Genomic DNA, 16,346 nt, shown 5'->3' with positions numbered 1-16,346 from the left:
CTCCCCCGGCCCCCGCCGCCCCGTGGGGACCGGGGGAGCGGGGGGCGCCTGCGGCGCGGCGGCGGGCGCGGCCGGCTCCTCGACGCTGACGCCGAAGTCGGTGGCGATCCCCGCCAGGCCGTTGGCGTAGCCCTGGCCGACCGCGCGGACCTTCCAGCCGCCGCCCCGGCGGTAGATCTCGACGACCACCAGTGCGGTCTCGGTGCCCAGCCGCGGCGGGGTGAAGGAGGCCAGGACGCTGCCGTCGTCGGCGTTGCGGACCGTGCCGGTGGGCTCCGTGCCGGCGAAGGTGGCGCCGGGGGTGTCCAGGCTCGCGGTGACGACGATCTTCTCGATGCCCTCGGGGACCGCGGCGGTGTCCACCGTGATGGTGTCGCCGCCGGCGGCGGCCGCGGAGTGCGTCACGCCCGGTGCGGAGGGCTGGTTGTAGAACACGAAGTCGTCGTCGGAGCGCACCTTGCCGTCGGCGGCCAGCAGGAGGCCCGACACGTCCAGCCGGACGGGGGCGGTGACGTCCACCGCCACCCGCACGGCGCTGAGCGGGAGGTTCGAGCCAGGAGTCATAGCGGTCATGTCGGGGTCAACGATCGGCTCGCCTTTGCGGTTCCATTACCTGCGGCCGGTTGGCCGTCCGCGGTCACCGGCGGTCGCGGGAATTGCCGAACAGCAGCCGGTAGGCGATCAGCAGGACCAGGGCCCCGGCCACCGAGGCGATCCACATGGAGGGTTCGCCGAAGTCCTTGGGTATCGGGCGGTGCAGGAACTTCGTGGAGAGCCAGCCGCCGATGAAGGAGCCCACGATGCCGATCAGGGTCGTACCGACGATCCCGCCCGGGTCCCGGCCCGGCAGCAGGACCTTGGCGATGACGCCTGCGATCAGCCCGAGTACGAGCCAGCTGACGATGCCCATGATGCATTCCTCGTTCCTGCGCGGAGGGTTGGTACACAGATCAGGACGCCGGCCGGGCGGCAGGGGTTCCGCGGCGTGGCACGGGCCACGTACGCAGGTCACGGCGCCGGACCGGGCGGTGCGGCCACGGCCGGGGCGCCGCCGGGCCCGCCCTCAACAGCGCGCCGCCCGGCACCGGATGAGGGTCGCCCGGTGGGGACGGCGGCCGCGTCGGCTCACAGCCGCCGGGTGGCCGGCGCCAGCCGCTCGCCCGCGGCGAGCAGGGCATCCTTGATCATCTGCTCGTGGGCCGGGGTCAGCCGGGCCATCGGCACCGAGCAGCTGAGCGCGTCCCGGGCCGGTGCCCGGGAGGGGAGCGCGACGCCGAAACAGCACAGGCCCAGGGTGTTCTCCTCGCGGTCGACCGCATAGCCCTGTGCGCGCACCGTGTGCAGCTCCTCGATCAGCTGCTCGCGGTCGGTGCGGGTGCGCTCGGTCATCCGCGTGAGGGTCGGCGGCAGCAACGACCGGACCTGGTCGTCGGTGTGCGTGGCGAGCAGCGCCTTGCCCAGCGCGGTGGAGTGCGCGGGCAGCCGCCGGCCGACGCGGGTGAAGGGGCGCAGATGGTGCGGCGACTGCCGGGTGGCGAGCGAGACGACATGGGTGCCGTCGAGCCGGGCGAGGTGGATGGTCTCCGTGGTGTCGTCGGAGAGCCGGTCCAGCGACGCCCGGGCCGCGGCCACCACCTCGTCGCCGTCGAGGTAGGACGTGCCGACCAGCAGCGCACGGACGCCGATGCCATAGCGGGTGCCGGTCGCGTCGGTCTCGATCCAGCCCAGGTCGACAAGGGTGCGCAGCAGCATGTAAAGGCTGGACTTCGGATAGCCGACCGCTTCCTGAACGGACGCCAGGCTGTGCATTCCGGGGCGACCCGCGAAATATTCGAGCAACTCCACCGTCCGCACCGCGGATTTGACCTGCGATCCACCGGTATCGGCAGCTGACATCGCCCTTGACCCCTCTATTCCGGCAGCCATAGAGTCCCAGTGGTTCGGGTTCATGATCTGGAACGCCGTTCAGCATATAGAACGCGGTCCGGTGTGCTGCACGAAAGCGGAACGTCTCCGAACGACTCGGCACGGCATCGCCCGGGAGGAATGCACGGTGGCAGCAGCGGCTCCAGTCTGGAGTGTCGATCCCCGAACCGGGAAGCAGCGGGAACAGGTTGCGGTGGAGGCCACAGCCGACGAGGTGGACACCGTGGTCCGTGCGGCGCATGCCGCCCGCGGCGCACTCGCCGACCGCGCCGTACGCACCGCCCTGTTGCGCCGCGCCGCCGATCTGCTCGACGAAGCGGGCGAGGCGGTCATCGAGGCCGCCGACGCCGAGACCGCGCTCGGCCCCGGCCGGCTCACCGGCGAACTCGCCCGCACCACCTACCAGTTGCGGGCCTTCGCGGACCTGGTGCAGGAGGGTGCGTTCCTCGACGTACGGATCGACCACGCCGACCCCGGGCTCGCGCCGCCCCGGCCCGATCTGCGCCGCTACAAGATTCCGCTCGGCCCGGTCGCGGTCTACTCCGCCAGCAACTTCCCACTCGCCTTCTCGGTACCGGGCGGCGACACCGCCAGCGCCCTGGCGGCCGGCTGCCCGGTCGTCGTCAAGGCCCACCCCGACCACCCGGCCACCTCCGAGCTGTGCGCCGCGCTGCTGCGCCGTGCCGCCGCCGAGGCCGGCCTGCCCGAGGGCGTGCTGCACCTGGTGCACGGCTTCCAGGCCGGCATCGACCTGGTGCGCCACCCGCTGATCACCGCGGCCGGCTTCACCGGTTCGGTCCGCGGCGGCCGTGCGCTGTACGACGCGGCCGCCGCCCGCCCGCACCCCATCCCCTTCCACGGCGAACTGGGCAGCCTCAACCCCGTGGTGATCACCGAGGCCGCGGCCGGGGAACGCGCCGAGCAGATCGGCGCCGGCCTGGCCGGGTCGATGACGCTCGGCGTCGGCCAGTTCTGCGTCAAGCCGGGCCTGGTCCTGGCGCCCGGGGGCGAGGCGGGCGACCGGCTGCTGACCTCGCTGACCGCCGCGGTCAGCAACAGCGAGGCCGGGGTGCTGCTCGACCACCGGATGCGCCAGGCGTTCCTCGACGGGATCGAGCGGCGCGCCGGGCTCCCGGACGTCGAGGCTCCGGTGACCCCCGGCGCCGGCGGCGAGCACACCGTCAGCGCCGGCTTCCTCACCGTCCCCGCCGGCCGTCTCACCGCCGACGGGCCCCACGACCTCCTCCTGGAGGAGTGCTTCGGTCCGGTGACCGTGGTCGCCCGCTACACCGACGAGGACGAGATCACCGCCGTCCTCGCCCGGCTTCCCGGCAACCTCTCCGCCACGCTCCACCTCGGCGACGCGGAGAGCGCCGGCACCGATGGGGCGGGGCGCGGCGCCCGGCTGCTGGCCGACGTCACCCCCCTCGCCGGCCGGGTGGTCGTCAACGGCTGGCCGACCGGGGTCGCGGTCGCCCCCGCCCAGCACCACGGCGGCCCCTACCCGGCCACGACCTCCACCTCCACCTCCGTCGGCGGCACCGCCGTGGAACGCTGGCTGCGCCCGGTCGCCTACCAGGACACCCCGCCCGCCCTGCTGCCGCCCGAACTGCGCGAGGACAACCCGCTCGGCCTCCCGCGCCGGGTCAACGGCAGGGCCTAGGCCCACTAGGCACGGCCCGATGGGTCAGGGCCGGACCGGCCCCGCCGCGGGTCAGGGCCGGACCGGCCCCGCCGCGGGGCAGGGCCGGACCGGCCCCGGCCCTGCGCCGCCTCAGTCGGCTCCGCCGCCTCGGCCGGTTCCCTTCGGGCGATGAGTTGCAGCCGCTCGGCGGTCCGCCCGTCCAGCGTGCCCACCGACCCCCGCCGCTCCGCCAGCAGCGAGAAGCCCGCCGCCCGCACCAGCCCGCGCAGCCGCTCCGGCGGATGGTGCCGGAACACCCCGCCGTCCGGCGTCTCGAACACCCCGTACGTCCCGTACCGCTCCGCGAACCGCGCATAGCGCTCCTGGTTGAGCGCATCGCCCTGTAGCGGCACATCGCTCAGGTACAGCACCCCGCCGGGCCGCACCAGCCGCCCCAGCTCCCCGGCGATCGCGGTCTGGTCCGCGTCCCCGGGCACACAGGTGAGCACCGCGAACAGCAGCGCCGCATCGAACGCCCCGTCCTCGAACGGCAGCGGAAACCCGGCCCACCGCAGCAGATCCAGCTCCGGATGCTCCCGCCGGCCCCGGGCGATCAGCGCCGCCGACACATCCACGCCGCGCACCGCGCGGTAGCCGAGCCCGGCCAGCTCGGCGGTCAGCCGCCCGTAGCCGCACCCGTAGTCCAGTACGTGCGCGCCGCGCGGGACGTACGCGTCCAGCAGCGCCGGATCGAGGGGGTGGGTGAAGGTCTTGGCGGACCCGGTCGTCTCCCAGAAGCCGAGGAAATCCTGTGGCGAGGTCATGCCCGGACGCTACCCCCGGGCACGGCCCGGCGCCCCGAAAGCCGGCATCGGCGCCCCGCCGTCACGAGTGCCCGCGGCACGCGCCCTACCGGGGTGTGGCCGGGAGCGTGGCGAGGGCCGCGGCAATCGTGTCCGCGTAGATTTTGGCGCCGCCGGGGCCGGGGTGGACGCCGTCGGCGGCGAGCAGGTCGTCGCGGCCGGAGATGGCCTTGTTCCAGTCGGCGACGGCGACGTTGTCATGGCGTTTCGCCACGCTCTCGATGGCGTTGTTCACCGACTTCTGCCAGGGCTGATCCACGTGACAGGTGACCAGGACGATGCGTTTGCCGGGGCCGATGGCGTCGATGGCGGCCTGCAGGGCAGCTTCCCCGCCGGTGCCGTTGGTGCCGAGGGCAATGATCACTGTGTCGCCCAGCGTGCCCTTCTTCTTCAGGGCGTTGACTTCCTGGGAAGCGGCGGACAGCTGCCGGCCGACGTCGGCGTCGATGGTGATGTCGGGAAATGTCTCCTTCAGGGCGGGAGTTGCGGCGACCATGACGGAGTCACCGATCGCGGAGACCTTCCCGGCAGGCACGGTGCGCCCGGCGAGGGGCGGCAGACTCGGTGACGGCCGGCCGGCCGGTGCGTGGGCAACGGGGCCGCGGCTGCCGCGGGGTGCCGGCGCGGACGTCGTCGCGAGCGCGGTGGCCGTGGCGGAAGCCAGCACCACGGCGCCGGTCACCCATGCGGTTCTGGTGCGGCCGGCCCTCGTCGAGAAGCAGGCGTCGCGCAGCCGGCGAAGGGCGGCAACCACACCGAAGCGGCGGACCGGTTGTTCCACCCAGCGGTAGGACAGCGCCGCCAGGGCGACGGATGCGACCGCGGCGGCGATCGCGTTCAGCGGTGCGTCGGCGGGGGTCCTGCGGTCCGGGGTGGCCAGCGAGATCAGCGGGAAGTGCCACAGATAGATGCCGTAGCTGCGTTTGCCGATCCACCGCGGCACGGACGTGCCGAGCAGGGTCGCCAACGCGCCCAGCGGCTGTACGGAGCCGATCACCGCGGCGCCGGTCGCGAGGGCGACAAGGACGAAGCCGCCCGGATACATGAGGCCGTCGTTCTCGGAGACGCTGCCCGCCATCACGGCGAGCACGATCAGCCCGGCGGCTCCGACGCCGTCCACCGGCCGGAGCGTGAGCAGCCGCCCGCAGCACTTCTGCAGCCGGTACCTCCTGGGGAGGAGGTGCGCGGCAGGCCGCAACAGCGCCAGGGCGGCGCCGATCAGCAGGGGGAAGGCGTGGGTGTCGGTGCCGAAGTAGACGCGGGAGGGGTCCGCGCCGGGCTCGTACAGCAGCGCCATGGCGGTGGCCGAGGCGGCGACGAGGGCGAGGACGAGGGCTGTCCGCGCCGCACGGCCGCGCACGAGGCGGAGCAGCGCGAGCAGCGTCAGCGGCCAGAACAGGTAGAACTGCTCCTCGACGCTGAGCGTCCACAGGTGCTCGAAGAGCGGCGGTGGTCCGAAGCTCGCGAAGTACGAGGCGTCGGTGGATATCTGCCACCAGTTGTTCGTGAACGTGGCGGCGGAGAGCAGGCTGCCGGAGATCGATTCCAGCCGGTTCGGGCGCAGTACGGCGGCCGCGGCCGTCGCGGTGAGCAGGACGACGGCCAGCGCGGGCAACAGGCGACGGGCCCGGCGCAGCCAGAAGCCGCGCAGATCGATGCGGCCGTGCCGCTGCCGCTCGGTGATCAGGAGGTGGGTGATCAGATAGCCGCTGAGTCCGAAGAAGACATCGACGCCGAGGAAGCCACCCGGCAGCCAGGCGGGGTTGACGTGGTAGACCACCACGGCGGTCACCGCCAGGGCGCGGAGCCCGTCGAGGCCCGCGGCGTACGCGCGCGGTGCCGGCTCCGTCCGTGGACCCCGGGTGGCTCCCTCCGGCAGGCGGAGTTGGTCGTCAGACTTCACGACGCACTCTTCCCTTAGATGAACGTGACTTCCATGTTCAATTAAGGGGCGGTCGTCGCCTGGGAGGTGAGCTGCGACGCCCTGTGGGGCTTTCCGCACGGCCACCCCGTCCGAGCAGTGTTGCTGGCCGAAATGAGACCGTTTCTTAGGAAATCGCGGACGACGCTTCAGGCCGGGATGCGGCCCCGTGTCATGGACGGGGCGGGTGAGCAGCGACCACAGTGTGAGGCATGCAACGACGTGAGCCACTCGGCGGGGCCGAATTCGCGCCCGAGACGACGTATCTGAACTCTGCCTCCAGCGGGCTCCTCCCGGCACGCAGCGCCGCCGCCCTGCGCGCTGCCCTGGACGAATCCGCCTCCTACGGCACCATGGGCCGCGACTACTTCGCCGCCGCCTCGGCGTCCCGGGAGGCCTTCGCCCGGCTGATGGGGGTGCCCGCCGAGCGGGTCGCCGTCGGCAGCTCGGTCGCGGTGCAGTCCGCGTTCGTGGCTGCCTCGCTCCCGGCGGACGCCGAAGTGCTGGCCCCCGAGGGCGACTTCAGCTCGCTGGTCAATCCGCTCGCCGCCCGCCCGGGCGTCACGCTGCGCACCGTACCGCTGGAGGCGCTCGCCGAGGAGGTGCGCCCCGGCACCGCCCTGGTCGCCTTCAGCGCCGTGCAGTCGAGGGACGGCCGGATCGCCGACCTGGCGGCGGTGCGCGAGGCCGCACGGGCGCACGGGGCGCGGACCTACCTCGACATCACCCAGGCCGCCGGCTGGCTGCCACTGCGCGCCGCGGACTTCGACTTCGTCGTCGCCGGCGCCTTCAAGTGGCTGCTGTGCCCGCGCGGCACGACCTTCATGGCCTTCGGCGGCGAGCTGGGCGCGGGCGCGCCGTGGCCGGTCGCGCCGCACGCGGGATGGGTCGCCGGCGAGGACCGCGGGGCGTCCACCTACGGTCTGATCCGGCCGGCTGCCACCGCCCGGCGCTTCGACGAGCCGCACGCCCACTACTCGTACATCGGCGCCGAGCAGTCCCTCGCCCTCATCGAGGAGCTGGGGGTGGACACCGTCCATGCCCACAACACCGCACTCGCCGCCCACTACCGTGCCGGGCTGGCCGAGCGCGGCCTGAAGCCCGTTCCCGCGCCGGGCTCGGCGATCGTCTCCACGCCGGGTCTCACGGACGCCGAACACCGGCTGGCCGAGGCGGGGGTACGGATCTCGGTGCGCGGCGGACTGCTCCGTGCGGCCTTCCACCTGTACAACTCGACGGCTGACGTGGAGCGGCTGCTGTCCCTTCTGGGATAGGGGTGTCCGCCCTCGGGCCGGCCGGGGATCCCCGCGGGGGCGCGGTGTCGAGACTGATGTAATGGGCAACGGCCATGTCCCGAGCAGCAGTTGAGAGGCCCTCAGTGACCACCGCATTCGACCCCTTGGACCTCGCGGGCAGTCGGCTCGCCAACCGCATCGTCATGGCGCCGATGACCCGCAACCGTGCCACCGCCGAGGGCGTCCCCACCCCGTCCATGGTCCGCTACTACACCCAGCGCGCCTCGGCCGGCCTCATCATCACCGAGGCCGCCCAGACCGATCCGATCGGCCGCGGCTACCCGCTCACCCCCGGCCTGCACACCCCCGCACAGGTCGCCGGATGGCGCGAGGTCACCGACTCCGTGCACGCCGCGGGCGGCAGGATCTTCGCTCAGCTGTGGCACGGCGGCCGCATCGGCCATCCGGTGCTGCAGGCCGACGGCCGGCTGCCGGTGGCGCCCTCCGCGGTCGCCGCGGCCGGCCAGGGCTTCACCCACGAGGGCCTCAAGGACTTCGTCACCCCCCGCGCGCTCACCGGCGAGGAGATCGCCGAGACCATCGCCGGATTCGCGGACGCCGCCCGCAATGCCCTGGAGGCCGGGTTCGACGGAGTGGAGATCCACGGAGCCAACGGCTATCTGATCCACCAGTTCCTGGCACCCGGCTCCAACCTGCGCACCGACGAGTGGGGCGGCTCCGACGAGGCCCGGGCCCGTTTCGCCGTCGAGGTCGTCAAGGCCGTCGCCGCCGCGGTCGGCGCACACCGCACCGGTCTGCGGCTCTCGCCCGGCAACCCCTTCAACGACATCCACGAGCCCGCGCCCGAGGCCACGTACACCACGCTGGTCGACGCCGTCGCCCCGCTGGGCCTGGCCTACCTGCACACCTGCGACGTCCGCGACACGGAGCTGCTGAGCCGGCTGCGCAAGCGCTTCGGCGGGACGTTCCTGCTCAACCCGGTCACCGACGGCCGGCCTACCGGGCCGGAGGAGCTGCCACTCGTCGAGCGGGGCGAGGCCGATCTCCTCGCGTACGGGGAGCTCTTCCTCGCCAACCCCGACCTGCCCCGCCGCTTGGCGCGCGGCGGCCCCTTCAACACCCCCGACCGGGCGAGCTTCTACGGCGGCGACGACTCCGGCTACCTCGACTACCCGGCACTGGACGCCTGAGCGGGGCCGGCCCGCCCCGCACGCACGGCGCGGCCGCCGCACAGACCCTGCTGTGCGGCGGCCGCGCCACCGGTATCTCCGCGACTACCTCACCGGCGTGAAGTCACGGGCCCCGATGTACTCCGGGCGCCGGATCGGCGCCGCGAACGGCTCCACCGCCGCGTTCTCCACGCTGTTGAAGACGATGAAGACATTGCTGCGCGGGTACGGCGTGATGTTGTCACCCGAGCCGTGCATGGCGTTGCAGTCGAACCAGGTCGCCGAGCCGGCCTTGCCGGTGAAGAGGCGGATGCCGTGCTTGTCCGCCATCTTCGTCAGCACCTCGTCCGACGGGATGCCCGCGTCCTGCATCTGCAGCGACCGCTTGTAGTTGTCCTTCGGCGTCGCGCCCTCGCACCCCACGAAGTGCTGGTGCGAACCGGGCATGATCATCAAGCCGCCGTTGGTGTCGTAGTTCTCCGTCAGCGCGATGGAGCACGACACGGTGCGCATGTTCGGCAGCCCGTCCTCGGCGTGCCAGGTCTCGAAGTCCGAGTGCCAGTAGAAGCCGGAGGCACCGAAGCCCGGCTTCACATTGATCCGCGACTGGTGGACGTAGACGTCCGAGCCGAGGATCTGCCGGGCACGGCCGACCACGCGCGGGTCGGAGACCAGCTTGGCGAACACCTCGCTGATCTTGTGCACCTCGAACACGGACCGCACGCTCTGCGTCTTCTTCTCGACGATGGAGCGCGGGTCGGCGCGCATCGTCGGGTCGAGAACGAGCCGGTCCAGTTCGGCGCGGTACACCGCGACTTCTTCCGCCGTCAGCAGCTCCCCGATGGCAAAAAAGCCGTCGCGTTCGAAGTCGCTCAGCTCGGACGGCGCGAACGGGCCGGCCGTTCCGGGCTGCGACCACACCACCGGGTCCTTCCGCGGGGTGATGACCTCAGCGGTCCCACGGGTCGGGTACAGGTCGGCGGTGCGCTCGGGTGCGGTGGTCATGGTGTTGCCTTCCTCTCCTCTCGTACGGGCTCTTGCTTACGTGGTACGGGCCTTCCTCAGCTGCCGGACGGGGCAGGCGGGGTGTGCGCCTCAGACCGTCTCGGGCTCCGGATCGGGCTCGGTGAGCAGCGGGTACACACCGTTCTCGTCGTGGTCCTCACGGCCGGTGACCGGCGGGTTGAAGACGCAGACGCAGCGGAAGTCCTTCTTGATCCGCATGGTGTGCTTCTCGTGTCCGTCGAGCAGGTACATCGTGCCCGGGGTGATGGTGTGCTTCTCGCCGGTCTCGTCGTTGGTGAGTTCGGCCTCTCCCTCTACGCACAGTACGGCCTCGATGTGGTTCGCGTACCACATCGACGTCTCCGTACCGGCGTACAGGGTGGTCTCGTGCAGGGAGAAGCCGACGCGCTCCTTGGCGAGCACGATGCGCTTGCTCTCCCACGTGCCGGACTTGGCCTTGACGTGGCGGTCGGTGCCTTCGATGTCCTGGAGGGATCGGACGATCACGGTGCGGGGTGCCTTTCTGTGGAACGGTAAGGAACGCTGGGGGCCGTTGGGCCGATCAGGCGCAGTCGCGGACCGCGCGGGCGAGGATGCGCAATCCCTCGTCCAGTTCCTCGGGGGTGGTCGTCAGGGCCGGAAGCAGCTTGACGACCTCGCTCTCCGGGCCGGAGGTCTCGATCAGCAGACCCAGCTCGAAGGCGCGCTTGGCGATTTTGTCGGCCAGGGGCTTGTCGTTGCACTCCAGGCCCCACACCAGACCGCGGCCGCGGTACTCGGCGATGGCGTCCGGGTGCTCCTCGGCGATCGCCTTCAGGTGTGCTTCGACGATCTCACCGCGGGCGAGAGTCTGCTTCTCCATCTGGCCGTCGGCCCAGTAGGTGTCCAGCGTCGCGGCGGCGGTGACGAAGGCCGGGTTGTTGCCGCGGAAGGTGCCGTTGTGCTCGCCCGGCTCCCAGATGTCCAGCTCCGGCTTGAACAGGGTGAGCGCGAGCGGCAGGCCGTAGCCGCTGATGGACTTCGAGACGGTGACGATGTCCGGCACGATGCCCGCCTCCTCGAAGGAGAAGAAGGCACCCGTACGGCCGCAGCCCATCTGGATGTCGTCGACGATGAGCAGCATGTCCCAGCGCTCGCACAGGTCGGCCAGGGCGCGCAGCCACTCGGGCCGGGCGACGTTGATGCCGCCCTCGCCCTGGACCGTCTCGACGATCACGGCGGCGGGGGTGTTCAGACCGGAGCCCTGGTCCTCCAGCAGCCGCTCGAACCACAGGAAGTCCGGGTAGGTGCCGTCGAGGTAGTTGTCGAACGGCATCGGGGTGCCGTGCACCAGCGGGATACCGGCGCCGGCCCGCTTCATGGAGTTACCGGTGACCGCGAGCGCGCCCAGCGACATGCCGTGGAAGGCGTTGGTGAAGGACACGATCGACTCGCGGCCCTTGACCTTACGGGCCAGCTTCAGCGCGGCCTCGACGGAGTTGGCGCCCGTCGGGCCCGGGAACATGACCTTGTAGGGCAGGTCACGCGGCCGCAGGATGATGTTCTGGAAGGACTCCAGGAAGGCCCGCTTGGCCGTGGTGGACATGTCCAGGCCGTGGGTGACCCCGTCCCGCTCGATGTAGTCGATCAGAGCGCGTTTGAGTACGGGGTTGTTGTGGCCGTAGTTGAGCGAGCCGGCGCCGGCGAAGAAGTCGAGGTAGGTGTGACCGTCCTCGTCGGTCATGCGGCTGCCCTGCGCACGGTCGAAGACGGTGGGCCAGCTACGGCAGTAGCTGCGCACCTCCGACTCCACGGTCTCGAAGACGCTCAGATCGGGCTGGGTGATGGTCACAGCATGCTCCTGGGAGATGAGTGGCGAAAGATGGGAAGTCTGTGGGGGCTGGGCGGTGCCGGCGGGTGTCGCGGGGTGTGGTGCCGGCTTCCGCACGGCCGCTGCGGCGCGGTGGCCGCGCGGCCCTGGGGGCGTCAGTGCCCTGAGCGGGCCGGTGGCGGGAACGGGCCGATGAGGTGCAGCACCTCCGGCTCGTGGCCCTGCTCGGGGAACAGCCCTGCGTCGAAGAGCACCTCGCGCTTGATCGGCACCGAGTGCCGCTCGGCGAAGGACGCGAACAACCGGTTGGATGCGGCGTTGTCGGGGGTGATGGTGGTCTCGACGAAACGTACGCCCAGCGTGTCCGAGGCACGGGCGGTGAGCCCGTCCAGGAGTGCGGCCGCCAGCCCCTGGCCACGGTGCGCATCGTCGACGGCCACCTGCCAGACGACGAGCGTCTCCGGGCGCTCGGGGCGGATGTATCCGGTGACGAAGGCGGCCGGCTCACCCTCCGCGTCGCGGGCGACGACGGAGGTGGCGGCGAAGTCGCGACACCACAGGAGGTAGCTGTAGGAGGAGTTGAGGTCCAGCGCCTTGGAGTCGCGGGCGATGCGCCAGATCGCGGCTCCGTCCTCCACTCGTGGGGTGTCGAGCTTGAAGCCCTCCGGAAATTCTCTGAAATCGCTTCGGGCACCTGCATGGTCTGCTTGTGCGGCGGTCATGGGAATTAAATTTACCCAGGGAAAAAGGAAATTGCATCGCGGGCAGGGGTTACGGAAGCGGCGAAGATGTGTTATCGCGCGGGGGCGCCCGTGCGCGCAATGTCGCCGCGAGATGTCACGATTTGACCAGGATGTTCGGGGCAAAACGGACACGTTGTGTAGTCGGTCACAGCTCAGTAACACCCGCGAGATGCGTCCGAATTACGGTACTTGCCGCTAGCAAAATCTTGGCGTTTGAGGTGCGGAAAAGCGGGCAGAAGAATACGGGAAGCTGTACCGCAAGGGAATTGGGAATTCGTCGCCCGAAGGCTTGGCGTAAGCCCATCGAAACCTGCGCGACAAGCCCGTGACAAGACCCCGGATGTCATACGCGAGATGATGTTGGCAGACTCGTGAGAACGGACACGGAACGTAAGCGGAACGTTCCCGGTACCGGACACGGAACGTATGCCGACCGCACACGGAGAGAGCGCGGCCCAATAGCGCCGGGCAAAGTGCCGGGTTCCGGGGAATCGGCCGCGCGAAAGCGCCCGGGGCCGGTTGCGTCAGCTGCGTCCGCCCACCGCACCGCGGCGCCTACAGTTCCGGTATGACGTCGATGCGTGAGGGTGCGGTGCTGCACCTCAAGGGGAGGGTGCTCGTCGGGCCGGACGAGGTCCGCGACGAGCTGTGGGTCGTCGGTGGCCGGGTCACTTTCGACCGGCCGGCCGTGGCACGGGATGCCACCACCGTGACGGGCTGGGCGCTGCCGGGTCTGGTCGACGCCCACTGCCATGTGGGCCTGGACGCGCACGGCCCGGTGGACGACCCCACCAGCGAGAAGCAGGCGCTCACCGACCGGGACGCGGGGACCCTGCTGATCCGCGACGCCGGCTCGCCCTCCGACACCCGCTGGATCGACGACCGCGAGGACCTGCCGCGGATCATCCGCGCCGGCCGGCACATCGCCCGTACCAAGCGCTACATCCGCAACTACGCGCACGAGATCGAGCCCGACGACCTGGTCGCGTACGTCGCCCGGGAGGCCCGCCGGGGCGACGGCTGGGTCAAGCTCGTCGGCGACTGGATCGACCGCTCCACGGGCGATCTGGAGGCCTGCTGGCCCCCGGGCGCGGTCGAGGCGGCCATCGCCGAGGCCCACCGGCTCGGCGCCCGGGTGACCGCCCACTGCTTCGCGGAGGACTCCCTCGCCCCGCTCGTCGAGGCCGGCATCGACTGCATCGAGCACGCCACCGGCCTCACCGAGGACACCATCCCGCTGTTCGCCGAGCGCGGCGTCGCCATCGTGCCCACGCTTGTCAACATCGCCACGTTCCCGCTCCTCGCGGACGGCGGCGAGGCGAAGTTCCCGCGCTGGGCGGACCACATGCGGCGGCTGCACGCGCGCCGCTACGACACCGTACGGGCGGCCTACGACGCCGGGGTGCCCGTCTTCGCCGGCACGGACGCCGGCGGCTCGCTCGCCCACGGGCTGGTCGCCGAGGAGGTCGTCGAGCTGACCCGGGCCGGGCTGCCCGCCGTGGCGGCCCTCTCCGCCACGACCTGGGGCGCCCGGGACTGGCTGGGCCGCCCCGGCCTCACCGAGGGCGCGTCGGCGGACCTGGTGGTCTACGAGAGCGATCCGCGCGAGGACGTCCGGGTGCTGGCCGCGCCCCGGCGGGTGGTGCTGCGCGGGGAGGTCGTGGGCTAGCGGGTGCCGGGGCCGGGCTGGCTGCCCACCCGGCGGCCCGGTGCCGTTGCATGACGGCCTGATCCCCGTCGTGTGAGCAACCGATGACGACGCCCCTGACCGGCGATTTCTGCTGGTTTGGTGGGTGCATGTACACCGAAACCAGTCATCGCACGTCCCACCGTCACCGTCGCCCGGCCGCCCTCGCGGCCGTCGCCCTGATCACCATCGGTGCCGGTGCCGCCCTGGCCGGCTGCAACGGCGGATCCGGCGGCGGGGCGGACGCGGACTCGTCCGCGCAGCAGCAGAAGGCCGGCAAGAAGGTGCTGTGGGTGGGGGACTCCATCGCCGGCGCCGAGGCCCCGCCCCTGGAGGCGGCGCTCAAGGCGAGCGGCCAGAGTTTCAAGGACGCGTCCTCCGACGGCGGCGGCACGGTCGTCGAGGGCGACACAATGGCCGGTCGCATGGCGCCGACGACGTGGAAGGACCTGAAGAAGAATCTCGCGTCGTTCCACCCGGACGTGATCGCCTACCAGATCACCACGTACGACTGGGGCACGCCCGCGCAGCAGCGTGCGTCGTACGAAAAGCTCGCGAAGACCGCGCAGGACGCCGGTGCCGAGCTCGACATCGTCTCCGCGCCGCCGTTCAAGATCGACGACTTCTACAAGAAGTACGAGGGTGCGATCAAGAGCGCGCCGAAGGCGGCCAAGGAGGTCGCCGACAAGAGCGGCGGCAAGGTGCACTTCCTCGACGCCACCCCGCTGTGGGGCACCGACCCCGCCGGTAAGCAGGCCAAGCGCTCCCAGGACGGCATCCACTCCTGTCAGCAGGGCTCGGCCGCCTTCGCCAAGTGGTTCACCGAGCAGCTCGGCAAGCAGGACGGCTTCACCCCGGCCGGGCCCGAGAAGTGGGCGAACGGCCCGTGGACCGGCGACAAGCGGTTCGCGAAGCTCGGCTGCAGCTGACCCGTGGCTCCCGCCCCGGTTCTGGCCCTCTCCTCCTCCTTCCCGCTTCGTAAGTGGCGGACCGCCGATGCGCCCGTACCGGCCGCCGGGTCCGCCGAGGACCTCGCCATGTCTCTCGCTCCCGCCGTCCCGTCCGCGCACCGCCGTCCCCGCCCCGGGCGCACCCCCGGCCGGGCCCATATCGCCCCGCTCGACGGGCTGCGCGGCCTGGCCGTCGCCGCCGTGCTGCTGTTCCACGCCGGCTACCTGGGCGGCGGCTTCCTCGGTGTCGACCTGTTCTTCGTCCTGTCGGGCTTCCTGATCACGGGGCTGCTGCTGGGGGAGGCGCAGAAGCGGGGCCGGATCCAGCTGGGCGCCTTCTGGGCGCGGCGGGCGCGCCGTCTGCTGCCGGCGCTGGCCGTCATGGGCACCGCGGCCCTGCTGCTCGCCTGGGCGGCCGGCCCGCCGTCCCTGCTCGGCTTCGCGCTCGACGATGCGCCGTGGGCCGCGGCGCAGGCGGTGAACTGGCACTACATCGCCGAACAGGTCGGATACTTCAACGCCTCCGACACCCGCCTGTTCTCGCACCTGTGGAGCATCGCCGTCGAGTGGCAGTTCTACCTGGTGTGGCCGCTGGTGGTCGCCGTCGTCGGCCGCGGCCGGGGTGGTGCGCAGCGGGTCGCCGTCCTCGCCGGTGCGGGCGCGCTCGCGTCGCTGGCGCTCATGATCCAGCTCAACGATGTCGTGGACACCACGCGGGCGTACGAGGGCACCGACACCCGGGCCTTCGCGCTGCTGCTCGGCGCTCTGGCGGCGACCGCGCCGGTGCGCCGACTGGCCGCCCGGGTACCGGGACCGGTCGCCGACGGGGCGTGCGCGCTGCTGGTCTGCGGGCTCGTGGCGTCGTGGGTGCTGACCGGCGGCCAGAACGCACCCGGCCTCTTCCAGGGCGGGCTGTTCGCGCACTCGCTGGCCGCCGCCGTGCTCATCGCGCTCCTCGCCGCGGCGCCGGGCGGGTATGCCGGGCGGGCGCTGGGCAGCGCCGTGCCCCGCCGGCTGGGGGAGCTGTCGTACAGCCTCTACCTGTGGCACTGGCCGATCTATCTGCTGCTGCCGCAGGAGGTCTTCGGCATCGGCGGGTGGGCGCGTGCCGCCCTGGCGATCGGCCTGTCGCTGGTGGCCGCGGTGCTGTCGAAGCTGCTGGTGGAGGACCCGGTGCGGTTCCGGGCGCGGTGGGCCACCGGGCGCCGCGGACTGGTGGCGCTGCTCGCCGCGGTCGTCGTGGCGGTGGGGGTGTGGACGGTCATACCGCGGCCGCAGCCGGGGGCCGGAACGGTGGATGTGAACCAGCTGATGTCGCCGTAGGAAGTGGCGCCGGGCAGCGGGTCCGGCACGGAGGAGAGACTGGGCGAATGCGGGAGAAGCGGATCAAGC

At 71.8% G+C, this 16,346-nt stretch carries 15 protein-coding genes; 6 read left to right on the top strand and 9 right to left on the bottom strand.

What is annotated here, in order from left to right; genetic code table 11:
* The 3 genes from EST92_RS17955 to EST92_RS17945 all read right to left on the bottom strand — a co-directional run.
* Positions 1–573 (bottom strand): TerD family protein (locus EST92_RS17955; protein WP_174244048.1); only part of this gene is annotated, 573 nt, incomplete at its 3' end.
* A 64-nt stretch (positions 574–637) separates the two neighbouring features.
* Positions 638–910 (bottom strand): GlsB/YeaQ/YmgE family stress response membrane protein, encoded by a 273-nt coding sequence (locus EST92_RS17950; protein ID WP_093482585.1) that lies wholly within the window; start codon positions 908–910, stop codon positions 638–640.
* Positions 911–1,125: 215 nt separating this feature from the next.
* Positions 1,126–1,896, bottom strand: a complete 771-nt coding sequence (locus tag EST92_RS17945) for an IclR family transcriptional regulator (RefSeq protein ID WP_129281919.1) — start codon at positions 1,894–1,896, stop codon at positions 1,126–1,128.
* A 157-nt stretch (positions 1,897–2,053) separates the two neighbouring features.
* Here EST92_RS17945 and EST92_RS17940 point away from each other — a divergent pair, with 157 nt between their 5' ends.
* Complete coding sequence (locus EST92_RS17940; protein ID WP_129281918.1) at positions 2,054–3,589, top strand: aldehyde dehydrogenase (NADP(+)); 1,536 nt, start codon at positions 2,054–2,056, stop codon at positions 3,587–3,589.
* 5 nt (positions 3,590–3,594) lie between these two features.
* On the opposite strand, the gene EST92_RS17935 is transcribed toward EST92_RS17940, so the two are convergent.
* Both EST92_RS17935 and EST92_RS17930 read right to left on the bottom strand, forming a co-directional pair.
* The gene (locus tag EST92_RS17935) at positions 3,595–4,374 is read right to left on the bottom strand and encodes a class I SAM-dependent methyltransferase (protein ID WP_254068892.1); all 780 of its coding nucleotides are present in this window, start codon (positions 4,372–4,374) and stop codon (positions 3,595–3,597) included.
* A gap of 85 nt (positions 4,375–4,459) precedes the next feature.
* The gene (locus EST92_RS17930; protein ID WP_161981750.1) at positions 4,460–6,316 is read right to left on the bottom strand and encodes an acyltransferase family protein; all 1,857 of its coding nucleotides are present in this window, start codon (positions 6,314–6,316) and stop codon (positions 4,460–4,462) included.
* Positions 6,317–6,546: 230 nt separating this feature from the next.
* Between EST92_RS17930 and EST92_RS17925 the strand changes: the two genes are divergently transcribed.
* The gene (locus EST92_RS17925; protein WP_129281916.1) at positions 6,547–7,608 is read left to right on the top strand and encodes an aminotransferase class V-fold PLP-dependent enzyme; all 1,062 of its coding nucleotides are present in this window, start codon (positions 6,547–6,549) and stop codon (positions 7,606–7,608) included.
* Between the two features lie 104 nt (positions 7,609–7,712).
* Entirely contained in the window at positions 7,713–8,780 is a 1,068-nt protein-coding gene (locus tag EST92_RS17920) for an alkene reductase (RefSeq protein ID WP_129281915.1), read from the top strand.
* Positions 8,781–8,864: 84 nt separating this feature from the next.
* On the opposite strand, the gene thpD is transcribed toward EST92_RS17920, so the two are convergent.
* The 4 genes from thpD to ectA all read right to left on the bottom strand — a co-directional run bounded on the left by thpD (position 8,865) and on the right by ectA (position 12,296).
* Positions 8,865–9,764, bottom strand: coding sequence for an ectoine hydroxylase (gene thpD / locus EST92_RS17915; protein ID WP_129281914.1), 900 nt, complete (start codon positions 9,762–9,764; stop codon positions 8,865–8,867).
* Positions 9,765–9,854: 90 nt separating this feature from the next.
* Positions 9,855–10,271, bottom strand: coding sequence for an ectoine synthase (locus EST92_RS17910; RefSeq protein WP_006606340.1), 417 nt, complete (start codon positions 10,269–10,271; stop codon positions 9,855–9,857).
* A 55-nt stretch (positions 10,272–10,326) separates the two neighbouring features.
* Positions 10,327–11,595, bottom strand: a complete 1,269-nt coding sequence (gene ectB, locus EST92_RS17905) for a diaminobutyrate--2-oxoglutarate transaminase (protein ID WP_129249672.1) — start codon at positions 11,593–11,595, stop codon at positions 10,327–10,329.
* A 134-nt stretch (positions 11,596–11,729) separates the two neighbouring features.
* A complete protein-coding gene (ectA, locus tag EST92_RS17900; RefSeq protein WP_129249671.1) occupies positions 11,730–12,296 on the bottom strand; it encodes a diaminobutyrate acetyltransferase in 567 nt (188 codons plus the stop codon).
* Between the two features lie 598 nt (positions 12,297–12,894).
* Here ectA and EST92_RS17895 point away from each other — a divergent pair.
* The 3 genes from EST92_RS17895 (at position 12,895) to EST92_RS17885 (ending at position 16,277) form a co-directional block, all read left to right on the top strand.
* Positions 12,895–13,986 (top strand): amidohydrolase family protein, encoded by a 1,092-nt coding sequence (locus tag EST92_RS17895; protein ID WP_129281922.1) that lies wholly within the window; start codon positions 12,895–12,897, stop codon positions 13,984–13,986.
* A 128-nt stretch (positions 13,987–14,114) separates the two neighbouring features.
* Positions 14,115–14,933 (top strand): SGNH/GDSL hydrolase family protein, encoded by an 819-nt coding sequence (locus EST92_RS17890; protein ID WP_129281913.1) that lies wholly within the window; start codon positions 14,115–14,117, stop codon positions 14,931–14,933.
* Positions 14,934–15,041: 108 nt separating this feature from the next.
* Positions 15,042–16,277, top strand: coding sequence for an acyltransferase (locus tag EST92_RS17885; protein ID WP_129281912.1), 1,236 nt, complete (start codon positions 15,042–15,044; stop codon positions 16,275–16,277).
* Positions 16,278–16,346: the final 69 nt, after the last annotated feature.

Origin of the sequence: Streptomyces sp. TM32, from assembly GCF_004122755.1 — a bacterium.
Classification (GTDB): Bacteria; Actinomycetota; Actinomycetes; order Streptomycetales; family Streptomycetaceae; genus Streptomyces; species Streptomyces sioyaensis.
The sequence above is the reverse complement of the archived record's forward strand: the minus strand, read 5'-3'. Positions and strand labels throughout refer to the sequence as shown.

Excerpts from the sequence above, each read along its gene's own strand:
- EST92_RS17950 (WP_093482585.1), bottom strand. The coding sequence starts at position 910 with ATGGGCATCGTCAGCTGGCTCGTACTCGGGCTGATCGCAGGCGTCATC.
- EST92_RS17945 (WP_129281919.1), bottom strand. The coding sequence starts at position 1,896 with ATGTCAGCTGCCGATACCGGTGGATCGCAGGTCAAATCCGCGGTGCGG.
- EST92_RS17935 (WP_254068892.1), bottom strand. The coding sequence starts at position 4,374 with ATGACCTCGCCACAGGATTTCCTCGGCTTCTGGGAGACGACCGGGTCC.
- EST92_RS17925 (WP_129281916.1), top strand. The coding sequence starts at position 6,547 with ATGCAACGACGTGAGCCACTCGGCGGGGCCGAATTCGCGCCCGAGACG.
- thpD (WP_129281914.1), bottom strand. The coding sequence starts at position 9,764 with ATGACCACCGCACCCGAGCGCACCGCCGACCTGTACCCGACCCGTGGG.
- ectA (WP_129249671.1), bottom strand. The coding sequence starts at position 12,296 with ATGACCGCCGCACAAGCAGACCATGCAGGTGCCCGAAGCGATTTCAGA.
- EST92_RS17895 (WP_129281922.1), top strand. The coding sequence starts at position 12,895 with ATGCGTGAGGGTGCGGTGCTGCACCTCAAGGGGAGGGTGCTCGTCGGG.
- EST92_RS17890 (WP_129281913.1), top strand. The coding sequence starts at position 14,115 with ATGTACACCGAAACCAGTCATCGCACGTCCCACCGTCACCGTCGCCCG.
- EST92_RS17885 (WP_129281912.1), top strand. The coding sequence starts at position 15,042 with ATGTCTCTCGCTCCCGCCGTCCCGTCCGCGCACCGCCGTCCCCGCCCC.